6 protein-coding genes are annotated in these 18,772 nt (G+C 69.5%); all 6 read right to left on the bottom strand.

The annotated features are described in order from the left end of the window. Nucleotides 1-19: 19 nt before the first annotated feature. The 6 genes from DS843_RS31805 to DS843_RS18295 all read right to left on the bottom strand — a co-directional run bounded on the left by DS843_RS31805 (nucleotide 20) and on the right by DS843_RS18295 (nucleotide 18,696). On the bottom strand, nucleotides 20-13,927 hold the full coding sequence (locus tag DS843_RS31805) for a Calx-beta domain-containing protein (RefSeq protein WP_286192172.1): 13,908 nt from the start codon (nucleotides 13,925-13,927) through the stop codon (nucleotides 20-22). A gap of 627 nt (nucleotides 13,928-14,554) precedes the next feature. Beyond that, nucleotides 14,555-15,175, bottom strand: a complete 621-nt coding sequence (locus DS843_RS18315; protein WP_149470296.1) for a NapC/NirT family cytochrome c — start codon at nucleotides 15,173-15,175, stop codon at nucleotides 14,555-14,557. Then, on the bottom strand, nucleotides 15,172-15,654 hold the full coding sequence (locus tag DS843_RS18310) for a nitrate reductase cytochrome c-type subunit (protein WP_149470295.1): 483 nt from the start codon (nucleotides 15,652-15,654) through the stop codon (nucleotides 15,172-15,174). Before DS843_RS18310 ends, DS843_RS18315 begins: the two co-directional genes overlap by 4 nt. Before the next feature lie 11 nt (nucleotides 15,655-15,665). Then, on the bottom strand, nucleotides 15,666-18,176 hold the full coding sequence (napA, locus tag DS843_RS18305; RefSeq protein WP_149470294.1) for a nitrate reductase catalytic subunit NapA: 2,511 nt from the start codon (nucleotides 18,174-18,176) through the stop codon (nucleotides 15,666-15,668). Nucleotides 18,177-18,218: 42 nt separating this feature from the next. Beyond that, a complete protein-coding gene (locus DS843_RS18300) occupies nucleotides 18,219-18,512 on the bottom strand; it encodes a chaperone NapD (protein WP_149470293.1) in 294 nt (97 codons plus the stop codon). Between the two features lie 7 nt (nucleotides 18,513-18,519). Beyond that, nucleotides 18,520-18,696, bottom strand: coding sequence for a periplasmic nitrate reductase, NapE protein (locus tag DS843_RS18295; RefSeq protein WP_149470292.1), 177 nt, complete (start codon nucleotides 18,694-18,696; stop codon nucleotides 18,520-18,522). Nucleotides 18,697-18,772: the final 76 nt, after the last annotated feature.

Here is an 18,772-nt window from a genome sequence, read left to right as displayed (position 1 = left end):
CCCGCCGGCCCGCGGCTTTTTACGAGAACCAGGAGTCGCTGACGCCGGTCAGGCCGACCACGGTGATGGTGCTCTTGTCGGACAAGGTGAAGACGGTGCTCTTGCCGACGGTCTGGGCGCTCGCCTTGATGTCCGCGATGCTGATGCCGGGGACTGCGAAGCCCAGGACGTCGTCGTCCGGGTTGAACTCGAACACATAGTCGTTCCCGCCGCCGAGCGTGAAGGCGAAGATGTCCTTCCCGGCACCGCCGATCAGCCAATCGTCGCCGCCGAAGCCCCACAGCACGTCGTCGCCGGCCCCGCCGAACAGCGTGTCGTTGCCGTCCTCGCCGACCAGGGCGTCGTTGCCGTCGCCGCCGTCGATCAGGTCGTCGCCCGAACCGCCCCCGATCAGGTCGGCCCCGGCCCCGCCGAGGATGGAGTCCTTGCCGTCCCCGCCCACGATGGTGTCGTTGCCCGCGTCGCCGGTCAGCAGGTCGTTGCCGTTCATGCCGAACAGAACGTCGTTGCCCTCGCCGCCGATGGCCGTGTCGTTGCCGTCCTCGCCCATCAGCCAGTCGTTGCCGGCATCGCCGCTGAGCAGGTCGTTGCCGTTGCCGCCGCCGACCACGTCGTCGTCGTCGCCCCCCATCAGGGTGTCGTCGTCGTCGCCGCCGTGGAGGGTGTCGTTCCCCGCGTCGCCGGCCAGCAGGTCGCGCCCGGTGGTGCTGACCACCACGTCGTTGCCGCCGCCGCCGCGGGTGGTGTCGTCACCCGGGCCGAGGTTGATGGTCTGGGCGCTGTCGTCACCGATGGTCAGGCTGTTGCCCTCCCCGCCGGAGAAGGAGCCCTGGCCGACCAGAACCGCGAAGTCCACCTGGTTGAGAACGACCGAACCACCGGCGTTGCTGCCCATGTTGATGATGAGCGCCTCGCGCGGAGCCCCCGCGGTGGCGGTGCCGGTGATGGTGACCGGTCCCGAACCCGTCGGGGTCAGTGTGCGCAGCGTCATCGCACCGGCGGCACCGGCGGCGAAGTTGGCAACCTCGTTCCGGATCGCCGTGGTCCGGCTGTCCGGCAGCAGGGCGGCGAGCATACCGGCGAAGACACCGGCCATCTGGCCGCTCTCCACCGTGGACTGCGGGCCGTAGGCGGTAAGACCCGCGCCCGCCGCCACGTTCGCCTGCAGAAGCGGAGCGTTGCCCGAATCCTGCATCAGCGCGACGGTCACGCCATCCCGGCTGCCCGACGGCACCGGCTGGGCGAGGCCGGTCTCGACGAAGGCGACGTTGACGCCCGTGGGGGCGCTGCCGGTCCGGGTCTGGACCGTGACGCCGTTCACCGTCTCGTCACCCACCGGCTTGGAGCCGCCGCCCGCGTTGCTACCGCCGGACGCCACGTCGTCGTTGCGGATGGTGCCGGTCGCCGTGGCGGTCTGGATCGTGCCGCCGCTGGCGTTGGACAGGGTAACCGTAAAGGTCTCGTCGGACTCCACGGTCCGGTCGCCCTGGACATTGACGGTGATCCGGGCCGTCTGCTGACCCGCCGCGAAGGTGACCGTGCCCTGCGGCAGGGTGTTCCCGGCGAAGTCCGCCGCGTTGGCCGAGGAGGCGCCGCTGCCCGCCACCGCGTAGGACACGGCGGTGGAGCCGGATATGTCGCCCGTGCGGGAGACCAGGAAGGTCAGCGCCGTCGTGCCGTCGTTGCCCTCCAGGGCGCTGCCGGCTTCCGCCGCGATGGACAGCGACGGCGGATCGGACGGCGGCGGAGCCGTGTTCTTAATGACGCCCGTCGCCACCGCCGTGCCGAGGGTGGCGCCGTTCGGGCTGGACAGCGTGACCGTGAAGGTCTCGTCCGTTTCGTTCAGGGCATCCATCGCGACGGCGATCTCGACCGTCTTCGTCGTCTCGCCGGCGGCGAGGCTGACGGTGCCGGTCGGGAAGGCGCTGCCCGCGAAATCCGCTGCGGAAGCCGGGTTCGGCCCGCTGCCCGCCACCGTGTAGGTGACGCTGACCGGATCGAGGGCATTGTCGCTGCGGGTGATGACGAAGGTCGCCTTGGCGTTCGCCCCCTCCTGCACGATGGCCGAGGCCGCCGCGATGTCCAGGCGGGGGGTCAGCGCACCGTCGTCGTTCTCGATCGTCACCGTCGCCCGCGGCGCCGCGATGACCACCGGGGTGGTGGCCCCGGCCTGCTGCGACAGGGTGACGGCGAAGGTCTCGTCGGCCTCCGCCACCGCATCGCCGGCCACCGCGACGGTGACCGTCGCGGAGGTTTGGCCGGCGGCCAGCGTCACCGTCCCGCTGGGAAGCTGCCCGCCGAAGTCCGCGGCATCCGCCGCCGACGAGCCGAAGCCCGTCACGGCGAAGTCGAGCACCAGGTCGGCGCTGGAGTCGCCCGTCCGGTACACGTCGAAGACGACGCTCGTGCTGCCGCTGTTGCGCTCCGTCACCGTGGCCGTGCGGGCCGCGATGGTGATGACCGGGGCGGCAGCGGGCGCGTTGGAGGTGGTGGACTGCTGCGTCGGGGCGTCGGCCTGCGTGGCTCCCTTCAGGAAGCTGGCGTCGCCGGTCAGCGCCACGTCGAGCAGGGCCGCCTGCCGCAGCGCCGGATCGGTGATGCCGGCGGCGTCGAGCAGAGCCTCCGCCCGCTCGCGCAACGCCGCGGGCAGGGCGTCCACCGACAACACCTGCCGCGGGAAGCTGCGGTCGGTGTAGGTCGCCGTCGTCTCGCCCTGGCCATAGTCGAACAGCGAGGTCTGCTGCGTCACCCGCCAGCCGTCGGCATAGCTGCCGTACAGCACCGAATAGTCGATCGGCTGGGACAGGACCGTGCCGTCGGCCAGCGCCAGATCGTTGGAGGCGTTGCCGTCGAGGTTGCCCATCAGGCCCTCGATCGACCCCGCCGCGCGGCCCGGCGCCAGGAAGAGCTGAAGGTCGATGCGGTCGGCCTCGACCGTGACGATCATCTGCTCCTGGTTCGAATAGACGATGGTGTAGACGTTGCCGGACCGGAAGATGTGCCCGTCGCCCACGGCCATCGACCCGGCGGCGTCGGAGATGTCCGTCGCCACCCCGTCGATGCGCAGCGGGTGGGCGGAGTCCTTCGCGTTGATGGACACCCGCGCCGTGCCGATCTTCGTCGCCACCGCGGTGTTGATCGACACCGCGTCGCCCAAAGCCGCGGTGCGGAGCTGCACGATCCGCTCGTCGCCCGACTTTGCGTTGACGTAGGTGAACTCGCCGACCGCCTGGAAGCTGTAATAGAAGCCGTCGAAGGTCACCAGATGCGGGTCGCCCCAGTTGGCGCCCGGACGGAAGCCCGGCGGCAGCGGCGGCGCCTGGTTGTCGTCGTTCAGGACGGTGCCGGTCGCCTGACGGTTGCCCAGCTTGATGTTGGAGCCGTCCGCCGGGTTGGCCAGCGTCACCGCGAAGGTCTCGTTCGCCTCGGCCACGGTGTCGCCCAGCACGTCCACCGAAATGGTCTTGCTGGTCTCGCCCGCCGCGAAGGTGACCGTGCCGTCATAGGGCAGGAAGCCGCCCGACAGATCCCCGGCGCCGACCGGGTTGCCGCCCGTGCCGGCCACCGTGTAGCCGACCGACACCGCGCTGGTCGTGTCGCCGGAGCGGGTGACCGTGAAGGTGAAGCGGGTGGTGCCGCTGTTGCCTTCCGCCTTCGAAAGCTGGCCCGGCTCGATGGCGACGACCGCCGGAAGGACGTTCGACGCCGTGCCGCCGGTCATCTGGAAGCGCCACAGGCCGTTGGTGCCCGTGTTGCCCGCCGTGGTGTCGAGGGCGAGCATTCCCGCCTCGCCGCCCGACTGCGGCAGGATGAACAGGCCGGACGTGTCGCCGTTGCCGGCGGTGTAGCCGGCCCGCGCGACCGCGTTCCCGCCGGTCTGCGCCCAGTTCACGGACTCGTAGCGGAACTCCGCGTCGAAGTCTCCGGCCTTGCGCCCGGTGGCGCCGGAAGCATTGGTCAGCACGAGCTGGAAGGCGTTGCGCGCCCCGTCCGTGCCGCCGTTGGCCGCCACGTCGTCCCAGGTGATGACGATGGTCCCGGTGGCCGGGTCCAGGTCGTAATAGACGCGGTTAGTGCCCTGCGAGGTGCCGCCCGGCGTCGCCGCCCCGGTGCCGCCCCGCGTGTCCACGTCGGACAGGAAGGGCGCGATCATCGCCGGGGCCGAGGCCGACAGGGCCTCCGCCGACGGACCGGCGGACAGCGGCGCGTCGAAGGAGATGCTGCCGTTCGTGTTGATGTAGAAGCCGGTGTGGACCTTGCCGAAGACGTTGATGCCGTCCGCGAAGACCGACCGGACGTCGATGAAGGCGCTCGACCCGTCGTTGCTGCGGTCGAGTTCGTTCTCGCCGAAGCCGGCGCTGCCGCCCAGGCCGCTGATCAGCCGCGCCCCGATGGCCGTGGCCGGCGTCAGGTCCATCGTCTGGTCGGTGAAGCGCAGCTCCTCCACCGCGGTGATGCGGGCGACGCCGTCCGCCTTGGTGCCGCGGGCGTGGGTGACGGTGATCGTCCCGCCGTTGTTGACGATGTCGTAGTTCGCCTTCGCGTCGGTGAAGACCACCGCGTCCAGGCCGGCGCCGCCGTTGATGTCGTCGGTGCCGCCGCTGGCCTGGAACAGGTCGTTGCCGTCGCCGCCGTTCAGCGTGTCGTCACCGGCCCCGCCGTTCAGCGTGTCGTCGCCCGCGTCGCCGGACAGCAGGTCCGCCCCGTCGCCGCCGCTCAGGCTGTCGTTGCCCTGGCCGCCGGACAGGCTGTCGTTGCCGCCGTTGCCGGACAGCCGGTCGTCGCCGGCCTGCCCGCTCAGCCGGTCCGGCGTGTCGCCGCCGGTCAGCGTGTCGGCGTCCGCGGTGCCGGTCAGCGTCAGGCCGGTCGCCCGCACCAGCACGCCGGGGCTGCCCTCGGCCTCCTGAAGCTCGTGAAAGCCGGCCAGCGTCAGGGTGGCGTCGGCCACGCCGTCGCCGTTCGTGTCGAACACCACCTGGGTGGTGGCGCCGCCGGAGGTGACGAAGCGGAAGCCGACCTGCGCGCCGCCCGGCTGGGCCACCGTGCCGGTGAAGGGACCGCTGCCCATGAAGGTGAAGGGAATGCCGGACAGGTCGATCCGGTCGCCCGCCGCGAAGTCGGTGATTCGGTCGCCGTTCGCCTCCGCCGCACTGGCGTAGCGGAAGCTGTCGTTGCCCTCGCCGCCGCTCAGCACGTCCTCGCCGGCTCCGCCGGTCAGCGTGTCGTCGCCGGTCCCGCCGGAGAGGAAGTCCGCACCGCCCAGCCCGTCCAGCCGGTCGTTGCCGGCCCCGCCGGTCAGCGTGTCGGACGCCGCCCCGCCGGTCAGCGTGTCCGCTCCGTCACCGCCGGTGGCGGAGATGGCGGTCACGCGGACCAGAACGCCGCTGTTCGACGGATCGGCGGCCAGCGCGTGGGTGCCGGCCAGATGGATGACACGGTCCGCCACGCCATCGCCGTCCACATCGAACTGTAGGTCGGTGGTGGCGAAGGCGCCCGTTCCGGAGTTGACGTAGTTCACCGCCACACCGCTGCCGAAGCGCTGGGACAGCGGGGTGGTGCCGAGGAAGCTGGCCGACAGGCCGGAGATGTCGATGCGGTCGCCGGTGGCGAAGTCGGTGATCAGGTCGCCGTCGATGTCGGTGGCGCGGGCAAAGACGAAGGTGTCGTTGCCGGCTCCGCCGGTCAGCTCGTCACGGCCTTCCGACCCCGCCAGCGTATCGTCGCCGTCGCCGCCCAGCAGCGTGTCGGTGCCGGTCCCGCCGGTCAGGCTGTCATTGCCGGCCCCGCCGGACAGCCCGTCGCTGCCGTCGCCGCCGACCAGCGTGTCGTTGCCGTCGCCGCCATCGAGCCGGTCGTCACCGCCAAGCCCCTCCAGCCGGTCATCGCCGCCCAGGCCGGACAGGCTGTCCGCCCCCTCGCCACCCGTCAGCGTCTCGGCGGCGGCCGTGCCGGTGAGGGTCTTGTTGGACACGCGGACCAGGACGCCCGTCCCCTCTTCCCGCAGGGCGTGGGCGCCGGCCAGTTCGATCACGGAGTCCGCGATGCCGTCGCCGTTGCCGTCGATCTCCACGCGGGTGCGCTGCTGGCCCTCCGCGCCGGTCACCGCGAAGCGGATCTGGGCCGGGCCGAGATTGACGGAGGAACCGGTGAAGGCACCGCCGCCGATGAAGGTGGCGCCCAGCGCCGACAGGTCGAGGCGGTCGCCGTCCGCGAAGTCCTGGATGCGGTCGCCCGCCGCGTCGCCCGTGGTCAGCACGCGGAAGGTGTCGTTGCCGGCACCGCCGGTCAGCGTGTCGGCCCCGTCGCCGCCCAGCAACGTGTCGTCGCCGTCGCCGCCGTCCAGACGGTCGCGGCCCGCGCCGCCCGTCAGGCTGTCGTTGCCGGCCCCCCCGGTCAGCGTGTCGTCGCCGGCACCGCCGGTCAGCGTGTCGGCGTCGCCGGTGCCCTCGACGCGCTGGCCCGCGGCGCGGACCAGGACGCCCGGCGCCTGCGGATCGGCCTGGAGCACATGCTCGCCCGCGATCTCGATGCTGCGGTCGGTCTGGCCGTCGCCATCGAGGTCGATCTGCAGCAGCGTGTTCCGGAAGCCCGGCTCGCCCACCGCGGACACGCGGATCTGCGCGCTCCCCGTGCCGCCGAAGGCCGCGGTGCCGATGAAGGCGGCGTTCAGCGCCGACAGGTCGATGCGGTCGCCGTCCGTGAAGTCGGTGATGCGGTCGCCCGCGATGTCGTCCGCGGCGAAGACGAAGGTGTCGTTGCCGGCACCACCGGCCAGACGGTCCGTGCCCGCCCCGCCGACCAGCGTGTCGTCGCCCGCGTCGCCGGACAGCGTGTCGTTGCCCACGCCGCCGGTCAGGCTGTCGTTGCCGGCCCCGCCGGACAGGCTGTCGCGCCCGGCGCCGCCCTCCAGCGTCTCGCCCGCGTCCGTCCCAGTCAGGACGAGGTCGTCCACGCGGATCAGAATGGCCGCGTTGTCGGGCCGCGCCATCAGCGTGTGGGTGCCGGACAGGATCAGCACCCGCTCGCCGATGCCGTCGCCGTTCATGTCGAAGACCAGCCGGGTCTCGGCCAGCGGGCCGCTGCCGACGAGGACGGCGTTCACCTGCGCCGGGCCGGGCTGCGCGACGCTGCCGGTGAAGGCCGCGGAACCGATGAAGGTGACGTTCACGTCGCGCAGGTCGATGCGGTCGTTGGGGCCGAAATCGGTGATGCGGTCGCCGTCGATGTGGCCGGCCCGGTTGAAGCGGAAGTAATCCCGCCCGGCGCCGCCGGTCATCAGGTCGCCGCCGGGACCGCCGTTCAGCGTGTCGTCGCCGTCGCCGCCCTCCAGCGTGTCGATGCCGTCGCCGCCGATGAGGGTGTCGTTGCCGGCTCCGCCGACGATCAGGTCGTTGCCGTAATCGCCGCTCAGCGTGTCGTTGCCCGGCCCGCCGACCAGCGTGTCGGGACCGGAGGCGCCGGTCAGGCTGTCGTCGCCGTCCGTGCCGGTCAGGGCCTTGCCATGCTCGGTGATGAGGACGCCCGGCGCCCCCGCCAGCTCGACCAGAGGCACCACGCCGTTGAGCCACATGCCCGCGTCGGCCACGCCGTCGCCGTTGGCGTCGAGAACGACCGTCGTGGTGTCCGCGCTGTAGTAGACGCGCAGTTCGGCGCTGCCCGGATTGGACGGGTTGCCGGTGAACGCGCCCTCCCCAAGGAAGCGCGCGTTCAGCGCCGACAGGTCGAGGCGGTCGCCGGGGCCGAAGTCGAGGATGCGGTTGTTGTTCAGCTCCGACGCCGAGCCGAAGACGAAGCGGTCGTCGCCCGTGCCGCCGTCCAGCGTGTCCGCCCCGTCGCCGCCGATCAGCACGTCGTCGCCAGAGCCGCCCTGGAGCAGGTCGTTGCCGCCCAGACCCACAAGCGTGTCGTTGCCGGCCCCGCCGGACAACGTGTCGCGGCTGGAACCGCCCGTCAGGCTGTCGTTCCCGTCGGTGCCGGCCAGCGCCTGGGTCGGAACGCGGACGAGCACGCCCGGCGCGTTCGGATCGGCCCGGAGATCATGCTCGCCGGCCAGCGTGAAGGAAATGTTGCTGTAACCGTAGTTGGAAGAGACCTCCACACGGGTCGCGCCGCCGGAGAGGTAGGAGCGAACCTGGATCGGGCCGTTTCCATTGGGATAAAAGGTGAACGCCGCCGAGCCGATGTAGACCGGGTTCAGGGCCGACAGGTCGATGCGGTCGCCGTCCGCGAAGTCGGCGATGCGGTCGCCCTGCAGATCGCTGAGGTTGATGGCGCGGAAGGTGTCGTTGCCCTCGCCGCCGAAGAGCTGGTCGGCACCGGCCCCGCCGTCCAGCGTGTCGTCGCCCGCACCACCGCGCAGCAGGTCCGCCCCCGTTCCGCCGAGGAGAAGGTCGTTGCCCGCACCGCCGTCCAGGCTGTCGCTGCCGCCCAGACCGGACAGCGTGTCGTTGCCGGCTCCGCCGGACAGCGTGTCGCGGCCAGCACCGCCTTCCAGCGTGTCGTTGCCGTCGGTCCCCGTGCGGACCGTCTCCGGCACCCGGATCAGGACGCCCGGTGCGCTCGGATCGGCGGTCAGGGCATGCTCACCCGACAGGACGATCCGGCCATCGACCATCCCGTCGCCGGTCAGGTCGAATTCGATCTGGGTGTCGTCGCCGACGGTGGTCAGGCGAACCTGCGCCGGCCCTGCCTGCATGGAATTGCCGGTGAAGGGCTGTTCACCGATGTAGGTGACGTTCAGGGCCGACAGGTCGATGCGGTCGCCGGCCGCGAAATCGGAGATGCGGTCGCCGGCAAGCTGGCTGGCCTCGGTGAAGCGGAAGGTGTCGTGACCCTCGCCGCCGATCAGCAGGTCGGCGCCGTCGCCGCCGATCAGCGTGTCGTCTCCGGCCCCGCCGTCCAGGACGTCGCCGCTTCCCATGCCGTTCAGCAGATCGTTGCCGCCGCCGCCCCACAGGCTGTCGAAGCCATGTCCGCCGGTCAGCGTGTCGGCGCCCTCGGTCCCGATGGCGGTCTGGTCGGCGACACGCACCAGCACGCCCGGCGAGCCCGCCAGCTCTTCCAGCGCGTGGGCGCCGGTCAGCGTGAACGAGCGGTCGGCGGTGCCGTCGCCGTTGCTGTCGAACTCCACCACCGTGCCGCCGACATCCGCCCGGTAGCGCACCTGCGCCGGGCCGAAGTTGGGATAGCGGCCGGTGAAGGCCCGGTCGCCGATGAACTGGAAGCCCATCTCGGACAGGTCGATGCGGTCGCCCGATCCGAAATCGGTGATGACGTCGTTTCCGACGTCGCCGATCCCGTCGAACCGGAAGACGTCGTTGCCCACCCCGCCGGTCAGAATGTCGCGCCCGGTGCCGCCGTCCAGCGTGTCGTCGCCGTCGCCGCCGGACAGGCTGTCGGCCCCACCCATGCCGCGCAGCAGGTCGTTGCCCGCCCCGCCGGTGATGGTGTCCAGCCCGGCTCCGCCGTTCAGCTCGTCGTTGCCCGCCGTGCCGGTCAGCGCCCGGTCGGGCACGCGCACCAGGATGCCCGGCGAGCCCGCCAGTTCTTCCAAGGCATGGGCACCGGACAGGGAGACGGTGCGGTCGGACATGCCGTCGCCGTTGCTGTCGATCTCCAACTGCGTGCCGCCCGACAGATCGGTGCGGAGGCGGACCGCCGCGGTGCTGTTCCCCGGGAAGCCGTTCTCACCCACGAACACGGCGTGCAGGGCCGTCAGATCGATGCGGTCGCCCTGGGCGAAATCGTTGATAAGGGTTGTGGAATAAAGGGAATAGTTGACACCGGTTCCGGTGGGCAGGGCGACGATGCGGAAGGTATCGTTGCCGGCGCCGCCGACCAGCGTGTCGTAGCCGTTTCCGTCCTCCAGCAGATCATCGCCGGCGCCGCCGGACAGGCTGTCGTTGCCGGCGAAGCCGCGCAACGTGTCGTTGCCGGTGCCGCCGGACAGGGTGTCGCGGCCCGCCGCGCCGTTCAGCTCGTCGTCGCCCGCCGTCCCGGTCAGCGCCCGGTCGGGCACGCGCACCAGGATGCCGGGCGAACCCGCCAACTCTTCCAGCGCCACCCCGTTGGACAGATTGATGTAGCGGTCGGCGCTTCCGTCGCCGTTGGAGTCGATCTCCAGCGTGGTGCTGTAGTCCTGGCGCAGGCGCACCTGTGCCGGCCCCCGGTTGTTGTAGCTTCCGGTAAAGGCGCCGTTGCCGATGAAGGACGCGCTCAGCCCGGTCAGGTCGATGCGGTCGCCCACCGCGAAGTCGGTGATGGTGTCGGAGCTGTAGGTGGCGTAGCCGTTGTTGATCGGCGCCGCGGCAAAGCGGAAGGTGTCCGCGCCGTTGCCGCCGGTCAGCGTGTCGTTGCCCTCGCCGCCCTCCAGCGTGTCGTCGCCGTCACCGCCACTCAGGCTGTCGTTGCCGCCCAGGCCGCGCAGCAGATCGTTGCCGGCGCCGCCGCTGATGGTGTCCATGCCGGCGCCGCCGGACAGGTTGTCGGCATCCGCCGTGCCCGTCAGGGTCTGGTCGGGAACACGCTCCAGCACGCCGGGCGAGCCGGCCACCTCCCGCAGCGCGTGCTGACCGGTCAGGGAAATGCTGCGGTCTTGATAGCCGTCGCCGTTGCTGTCGATCTCCAGGACGGTGGCGTTGTAGTCCAGGCGCACACGCACCTGCGCCGGGCCGTTGCTGGTGGTCGTGCCGGTGAAGGGACCGTCACCGACGAAGACCGCCCCCAGCCCGGTCAGATCGAGGCGGTCGCCGTTCGCGAAGTCGGTGACGATGTCCCCGGCGGCGTCCGTCAGGCTGGAGAAGCGGAAGGTGTCGTTGCCGGCCCCACCGGTCAGGCTGTCGCCGCCGGCCCCGCCGTCCAGCGTGTCGTCGCCGAACCCGCCGGACAGGCTGTCGTTGCCGGACATGCCGAGGAGCAGGTCGTTGCCGTTGCCGCCGCTGATGGTGTCGCGGCCGGCCCCGCCGGTCAGCGCGTCGTCGGCGTCCGTTCCGGTCAGCGTCTGGTCGGGAATCCGCTCGAACAGGCCGGGCGAACCGGCCACCGGCCGCAACGCCGGACCACCGGACAAGCTGAGGCTGCGGTCGATCGACCCGTCGCCGTTGCTATCGATCTCCAGCACCGTCGCCGCGGCGTCCATGCGGACACGGATCTGCGCCGGTCCATTGCTGGAATAGCTGCCGGTGAAGGGCGCCTCTCCGATGAAGGCGGCGTTCAGCCCGGTGATCTCCAACCGGTCGCCGGGAGCGAAGTCGGTGATGACGTCGCCGTCGATGTCGGCGAGCGCGAAGCGGTAGACGTCGTTGCCGAGGCCACCGGTCAGCGTGTCGGCTCCGGCGCCGCCGTCCAGCGTGTCGTCGCCGTCTCCGCCGGACAGGCTGTCGTTGCCGGACATGCCGAGGAGCAGGTCGTTGCCGCCGCCGCCGCTGATGGTGTCGCGCCCGGCGGCGCCGGTCAGCGTCTCGGCACCCGCCGTGCCGGTCAGCGTCTGGTCGGGAATGCGCTCGAAGACGCCGGGCGAACCGGCCACCTCCTGCAGCGCGGGCGCGCCGTTCAGATAGAGGTAGCGGTCGGCGTAGCCGTTGCCGTCGCTGTCGATTTCCAGCGACGTCTGCCCGCCGTACATGCGGACGCGGATCTGCATCGGCACGGGGTTCATCGAGGTGCCCGTGAAGGCCGCGTCACCGATGAAGGTGGCGCCGAGGGCGGACAGGTCGAGACGGTCGCCCTGGGCGAAGTCCTCGATGACGTCGCCGTTGACGTCGGCCAGGCTGGCAAAGCGGAAGGTGTCGTTGCCGAGGCCGCCAAACAGCGAGTCGGCGCCCGCCCCGCCATCCAGCGTGTCGTCGCCATTGCCGCCTGACAGGCTGTCATTGCCGCCGAAGCCGTGCAGCAGATCGTTGCCGGCCCCGCCGTTGATGGTGTCGCGCCCGGCACCACCGATCAGCGTCTCGGCCCCCGCCGTGCCGGAGATCGTCTGGTCCGGCACCCGTTCGAACAGGCCGGGCGTTCCCGACACCTGCTGAAGGGCGGGTCCGCCGTTCAAGGAGACGGTGCGGTTGACCAAGCCGTCGCCGTCGCTGTCGATCTCCAGCGCAGTGCTGTAAGGGTCGGAGCGCAGGCGGATCTGCGCCGGCCCCTTGTTTCCGTAGGTGCCGGTGAAGGCTCCCTCGCCGATGTAGGTGGCGCCCAGCGCCGTCAGGTCGATCCGGTCGCCCTGGGCGAAGTCGGTGATGTTGACATAGCCGTAGTTGGACGCTTCGGAGAACAGGAAGGTGTCGTTGCCCGTCCCGCCGGTCAGCGTGTCGGAACCGGCGCCGCCGTCCAAGGTGTCGTCGCCGGTACCGCCGGACAGGCTGTCGTTGCCGCCCCGGCCCTGCAGCAGGTCGTTGCCGCCGCCCCCGTTGATGGTGTCGGCACCGGCGCCGCCCTCCAGCGTCTCGCCCGCGTCCGTGCCGGTGAGCGTCAGGTCCGGCACACGTTCGAACAGGCCGGGCGAGCCCGAGACCTCCTGAATCTGGGGAGAGCCGTTGATGAAGATGGAGCGGTTGGCGAAGCCGTCGCCGTCGCTGTCCACCTCCAGCAGCGTGCCGTAGGTGGCGTTGAGACGGACCTGCGCCGGCCCCTTGTTCATCGAAGTCCCGGTGAACGGCCCGGTGCCTATGTAAGTGGCGCCCAACGGCCTCAGGTCGAGGCGGTCGCCCACCGCGAAGTCGGTGATCTGGGCGTTCTGGTACCCGCCGTTTGCGGAGGCCGGGGTGATGAGGAAGGTGTCGTTGCCCGCCCCGCCGGTCAGCGTGTCGGACCCGGTGCCGCCGTCCAAGGTGTCGTCGCCGGCGCCGCCGGACAGGCTGTCGTTGCCGCCGAACCCGCGCAGCAGATCGTTCCCGCCGCCGCCGCTGATGGTGTCGCGCCCGGCGGCGCCCTCCAGCGTCTCGCCCGCCGCCGTGCCGGTGAGCGTCTGGTCCGGCGCCTTCTCGAACAGGCTGGGCGAACCGGCCACCGGCTGCAATCCGGGCGAACCGGCGATCCGGACGGAATGATCGCTCCAGCCGTCGCCGTTGCTGTCGATTTCCAGCGTGGTGTCGGACAGGTCGGTGCGCACGCGCGCCTGCGCCGGGCCATGGGCCTGTGAAGTCCCGGTGAAGGCTTCCTCGCCGATGAAGGTGGCGTTCCAGGCCGTCAGGTCGATTCGGTCGCCCTGAGCGACGTCGGTGATGCGGGTTTCGGCGTAGTTCATGGCGGCCGGCTTGGAAACCACGAAGGTGTCGTTGCCGGCCCCGCCGGTCAGCGTGTCGTTGCCCGTGCCGCCGTCCAGCGTGTCGTCGCCCTCGCCGCCGGACAGGCTGTCGTTGCCGGCCATACCGAGCAGCAGGTCGTTGCCGCCGCCGCCGCTGATGGTGTCGGCCCCGGCACCGCCGGTCAACGTCTCGGCCGCGTCCGTGCCGGTGAGCGTCAGGTCCGGCGCCCGCTCGAACACGCCCGGCGAACCGGCGACCTCCTGCAAGGCCGGAGCACCGTCAATGTAGATGTAGCGGTCGCCCAAGCCGTTGCCGTCGATGTCCACCACAAGCGAGGTGCTGTAACCCGTGTTCAGGCGGATCTGCGCCGGCCCCGTGTTGCCGTAGCTTCCGGTGAAAGCGCCGGTGCCGACGTAGGTGGCGTTCAGGGCCGACAGGTCGATGCGGTCGCCCACTCCGAGGTCGGTTATCTGGGTGTTGTTGCCGCCGGAGGCGGTGGACGCGGCGGTGAAGAGGAAGGTGTCGTTGCCGGGCCCGCCGCTCAGCGTGTCGAAACCGGTACCGCCATCCAGCGTGTCGTTGCCCGCGCCGCCCACCAGACTGTCGTTGCCCGCGCCGCCGGACAGGCTGTCGTTGCCGTTACCACCCGTCAGCGTGTCGTTTCCCGAAGTGCCAGTCAGCTCGGACATCGAGTACCCCTTTGGAGAGAGAATGCTTCGATCTTTCTCCTACCTTTGAACGACTTTTTGTTCAACTGCGGGTTAGCTCGCCGTCGGGTAATGATGATTATAGTAACAATCAATAATCGTCATTTAAAACTTTAAGGCAGAGAGCGGGAGATGACACGCTGTATGAATGGAAGAAGGGAAGGCACTAAACTTATCGCGGTGTTTTAGTCCATGCCTAGCGGCTGGTGTGGCGTTATGCCGCACTAATTAACATGGCAAATCAATAGGTTAGAGGTTTCATACCCCTGCAGGAAAAACCCCGGCGTCAGGTGCTCATGGGGAATTTGACTTGCGAGCACATGAATGTGCATGCGGAGCCGGAAGCCGGTGCGCGCGAGAAAAGCCCAAGTCATACCGACGGCACCTGGAAATGCCGTCGGCGTGAACCCTTTTGTTCGACGCTGACGCGTTGAACTGCTGGATATGATGGTTGGAAAACGATGACAGCGATCATTGCCCGACCACTTCGAAGCCGCAGCGGAGGCGGTCAGGCGAAATGATTATCACGCATGATAACCAATAAAACGCCACCGGCCCCTTTCCGCCGTGAGGCGGAGGGGCCGGTGGTCGAGACTCGATTCCGAGGCTTCACTTCGCCGATACGGTGCCGGTCCAGCCGGGCTCAACGCCCTTCATGTCGGGAAGCTGGTGGGCGATGCCCTTGTGGCAGTCGATGCAGGTGCGCTCGCCGGTGAACAGGTAGGTTTCGTGCATCTTGGCCGCCCGCGGGTTCTGGCGGGTGATGTCCATGGACTCCGCGCTGTGGCAGTTGCGGCACTCCAGGGAGTTGTTGGACTTCAGCCGGTCCCATTCGTGGGTGGCGAGTTCCAGCCGCTTGTCGAGGAACTTCTCGCGGGTGTCGATGGTGCCGAAGATCTTGCCCCAGACCTCCTTCGACGCCTGCATCTTCCGCCCGATCTTGTCCGTCCAGTTGTGCGGGACGTGGCAGTCCGGGCAGGTGGCGCGCACGCCGGAGCGGTTGGTGAAGTGGATCGTCTGCTTCAGCTCCTCGTAGGGATTGTTCTTCATCTCGTGGCAGGAGATGCAGAAGGCCTCCTTGTTGGTGACCTCCAGGGCGGTGTTGAAGCCGCCCCAGAACATCACGCCGGCCAGGAAGCCGCCCAGCGTCAGGAACCCCAGGCTGAAATGCACGCTGGGCCGCGAGAAGACGCGCCAGAAGCGCCCGGCGAAGCTCAGAAGGCCCTTCATTTGGCGCCTTCCTTTCCGCCCTTCAGAATGCTGTCGATGTCGCGGAAGCGGTTTCCGACGATCGGCTGGGCGTCGGTCTGCTGCACATGGCACTGGGTGCAGAAGTAGCGCCGCGGGCTGACCGCGCCCAGCGTCTGGCCGTCGCGGTCCTGGAAGTGGGTGACCGAGATCATCGGGGCCTGTGAGCCCTCGGTGTTCTTGCGGTCATGGCAGGTCATGCACTTGTTGATGTTCAGGTCGATCTGATAGTCGCGGATCGCGTGCGGGATCAGCGGCGGCTGGTCGGCGTAGTTCCGCGCCCGCTTGTGATCGTCGGTGATTTCCTTCGCCATCGGGTCGGCGGGGATGTCCTGGGTGATCGGGTGCGGGCCGGAGGGAACCTTCGCGGGGGCGATCCCGTCCGCGGCGAACACGCCGGACACCAGGAGCGGCATGGCCGCGGCCAGCGCGAGGGCGGCAAAGGTGATGCGGGTCTTCATGGACGGGTTCCTCACGCGACAGGGATGATCTTGACCGCGCATTTCTTGAAGTCGGTCTGCTTGCTCAGCGGGTCGGTGGCGTCCAGCGTCACCTTGTTGATGAGCACCGTGTGGTCGAAGAAGGGCACGAAGACGAGGCCCCGCGGCGGCTTGTTGCGGCCCCGCGTCTCGACCCGCACCCGCACCTCGCCACGGCGGGAGGCCACGCGCACCTCCTGCCCGCGCCGCAGGTTCAGGTCCTTGGCGTCGTCGGGATGGATGAAGACGACGGCGCTGGGGAAGGCCTTGCGCAGCTCCGGAACGCGCAACGTCATGGAGCCGGAGTGCCAATGCTCGACCACGCGGCCGGTGCAGAGCCAGAACGGGTAGTCCTTGTCCGGCGATTCCGCCGCCGGCTCATAGGGCAGCGCGAAGATGTTCGCCTTGCCGTCCTTGTTGCCGTAGAAGCGCACGCCCTCGCCCGCCGGGACGTAGGGGTCGAACCCCTCGCGGTAGCGCCACTTCGTCTCCTTGCCGTTCACCACCGGCCAGCGCAGGCCGCGCTCCTGGTGGTACAGGTCGTAGGGGGCGAGGTCGTGGCCGTGGCCGCGCCCGAAGGCGGCGTATTCCTCGAACAGGCCCTTCTGGACGTAGAAGCCGAAATGCTTCGACTCCTGGTTCTCATAGGCCGGGTCGCAGTCCGACAGCGGGAAGGCGTTGACCTGGCCGTTGCAGAACAGCACGTCGTACAGGGTCTTGCCGCGCACGTCCGGCTTCTTGGCGATCAGCTCCTCCGGCCACACCTCCTCGATCTTGAAGCGCTTGGAGAACTCCATGACCTGCCAGACGTCGGAGCGCGCCTCGCCCGGCGCGGCGACGAGCTGGTGCCAGACCTGGGTGCGGCGTTCCGCGTTGCCATAGCCGCCTTCCTTCTCGACCCACATGGCGGTCGGCAGGATCAGGTCGGCGGCGAGCGCCGTCACCGTCGGATAGGCGTCCGACACGACGATGAAGTTTTCCGGGTTCCGGTAGCCCAGATAGGTCTCGTTCGCCGTGTTCGGCGCCGTCTGCAGGTTGTTGTTGCACTGGACCCAGTAGGCGTTGAGCTTGCCGTCCTTCAGCATGCGGTCCTGGAGCACGGCGTGATAGCCGACCTTGTCCGGGATCGTGCCGTCCGGCAGCTTCCAGATCTCCTCGGCGTGGTGCCGGTGTTCCGGGTTGGTGACCACCATGTCGGCGGGCAGGCGGTGGGCGAAGGTGCCGACCTCGCGCGCCGTGCCGCAGGCCGACGGCTGGCCGGTCAGCGAGAAGGGGCCGCAACCCGGCTGGCTGATCTTCCCGGTCAGCAGATGGATGTTGTAGACGAGGTTGTTGGCCCAGACGCCGCGGGTGTGCTGGTTGAAGCCCATGGTCCAGAAGGACATGACCTTCACCTTCGGGTCGGCGTACAGCTCGGCCAGCGCCTCCAGCCGGTTCTTCGGCACGCCCGACAGCTCGTGCGCCTTCTCCAGCGTGTAGGGCTCGACGAACTTCGCGAACTCCTCGAAGGAGATCGGGTCGGACTCGGTGGCCTTGGCGGCGTTCTTCGCCTGCTTCTCCAGCGGATGCTCGGGCCGCAGGCCGTAGCCGATGTCGTCGCGCCCGCGCTTGAAGTTGACGTGCTTGGCGATGAACTCCTGGTTCACCCGGCCCGTCTTGATGATGTGGTTGGCGATGTAGTTCAGGATCGCCAGATCGGACTGCGGCGTGAACACCATCCCGATGTCGGCGAGGTCGAAGCTGCGGTGCTCGTAGGTGGACAGGACGGCGACCTTGCAGCTCTCATGGCTCAGCCGGCGGTCGGTGACGCGGGTCCACAGGATGGGGTGCATCTCCGCCATGTTGGAGCCCCAGAGCACGAAGGCGTCGGCCTGCTCCATGTCGTCGTAGCAGCCCATCGGCTCGTCCATGCCGAAGGTGCGCATGAAGCCGACCACCGCCGACGCCATGCAGTGGCGGGCGTTGGGGTCCAGGTTGTTGGAGCGCAGGCCCGCCTTCATGAACTTGGAGGCGGCGTAGCCTTCCATGATCGTCCACTGGCCGGACCCGAACATGCCCACGGCGGTCGGACCCTTCTTCTTCAGGGCGTCCTTCCACTTGGTGGCCATGATGTCGAAGGCCTGATCCCAGGTGACCGGGGTGAATTCGCCTTCCTTGTGGAACTGGCCGTCCTTCATGCGCAGCAGCGGCTGGGTCAGCCGGTCCTCGCCGTACATGATCTTGGACAGGAAATAGCCCTTCACGCAGTTCAGGCCGCGGTTGACCTCGGCCTTCACGTCGCCGTGGGTGGCGACGATGCGCCCCTCCTTCACCCCGACCATGACGCCGCAGCCGGTGCCGCAGAAGCGGCAAGGGGCCTTCGACCAGGTGAGCTTGGCGTCGGCGCCGGCCGGCAGGACGCCGGCCTCGGCGGTTTGGACAACGGACGGCAGGCTCACACCAGCCGCCGCCGCCGCGGTCACGGCGGCTTGAACCTTCAGATAATCACGGCGGGTCAGGGACATAGGGGGGTGCCTCCTGGGGCGGGTCGTCTTCTTGGACGGGCGTCAGTGGGTGTGCGGGACGAGGGCGGTGTCGGCGGGCATCGGCTCCGCGCAGCGCTCGGCGTCCTCGTAGTGGTGGTAGACCAGCGTGGTGGTGTGGACGCCCGCCATGGCGTTGATGTCGGCGATGCGGTCCAGAACCTCGGCCTCCGTCGCGGTTTCCAGCGTGACGATGGCCTTGCCGTTTTCCGAGGCGTGCCAGTCGGCGCCGTCGAGCGCGCAGACCACCTCCTTCAGGGCGGCGGTGCGGTCCGGCGCGTGCTGGATGACGAGGCTGGAAATGTGCAGTTCGGGCATGGCCGCCTCACATCCCGCCGGAGTGGGACAGGATCTGGTACATCCAGACGGAGAAACCGTAGGCTCCGACCAGCCCGATCGCCAGGAACGGCCAGATCAGGATGGACAGGGAGAAGAAGACCAGCCCTTCGAAACGGCGGGTCGGGGCGGCTGTGTCGGCGGTATGGGCGGGCGGCGCGTTCATGGCGATCCCATGGATTGATCGAACGGTGTCACGGCAGAGCTTCATCCTTTCGCGCCGGAAGTGGCTTGACCGAGGT

It is taken from the genome of Roseomonas genomospecies 6 (assembly GCF_008365375.1).
Classification (GTDB): domain Bacteria; phylum Pseudomonadota; class Alphaproteobacteria; order Azospirillales; family Azospirillaceae; genus Azospirillum.
This window is presented reverse-complemented; position numbering and strand designations above follow the sequence as displayed.

What these genes read in the sequence shown, in the direction of transcription:
- DS843_RS31805 (WP_286192172.1), bottom strand. Translation starts at nt 13,927, where the DNA reads ATGTCCGAGCTGACTGGCACTTCGGGAAACGACACGCTGACGGGTGGT.
- DS843_RS18315 (WP_149470296.1), bottom strand. Translation starts at nt 15,175, where the DNA reads ATGAAGGGCCTTCTGAGCTTCGCCGGGCGCTTCTGGCGCGTCTTCTCG.
- DS843_RS18310 (WP_149470295.1), bottom strand. Translation starts at nt 15,654, where the DNA reads ATGAAGACCCGCATCACCTTTGCCGCCCTCGCGCTGGCCGCGGCCATG.
- napA (WP_149470294.1), bottom strand. Translation starts at nt 18,176, where the DNA reads ATGTCCCTGACCCGCCGTGATTATCTGAAGGTTCAAGCCGCCGTGACC.
- DS843_RS18300 (WP_149470293.1), bottom strand. Translation starts at nt 18,512, where the DNA reads ATGCCCGAACTGCACATTTCCAGCCTCGTCATCCAGCACGCGCCGGAC.
- DS843_RS18295 (WP_149470292.1), bottom strand. Translation starts at nt 18,696, where the DNA reads ATGAACGCGCCGCCCGCCCATACCGCCGACACAGCCGCCCCGACCCGC.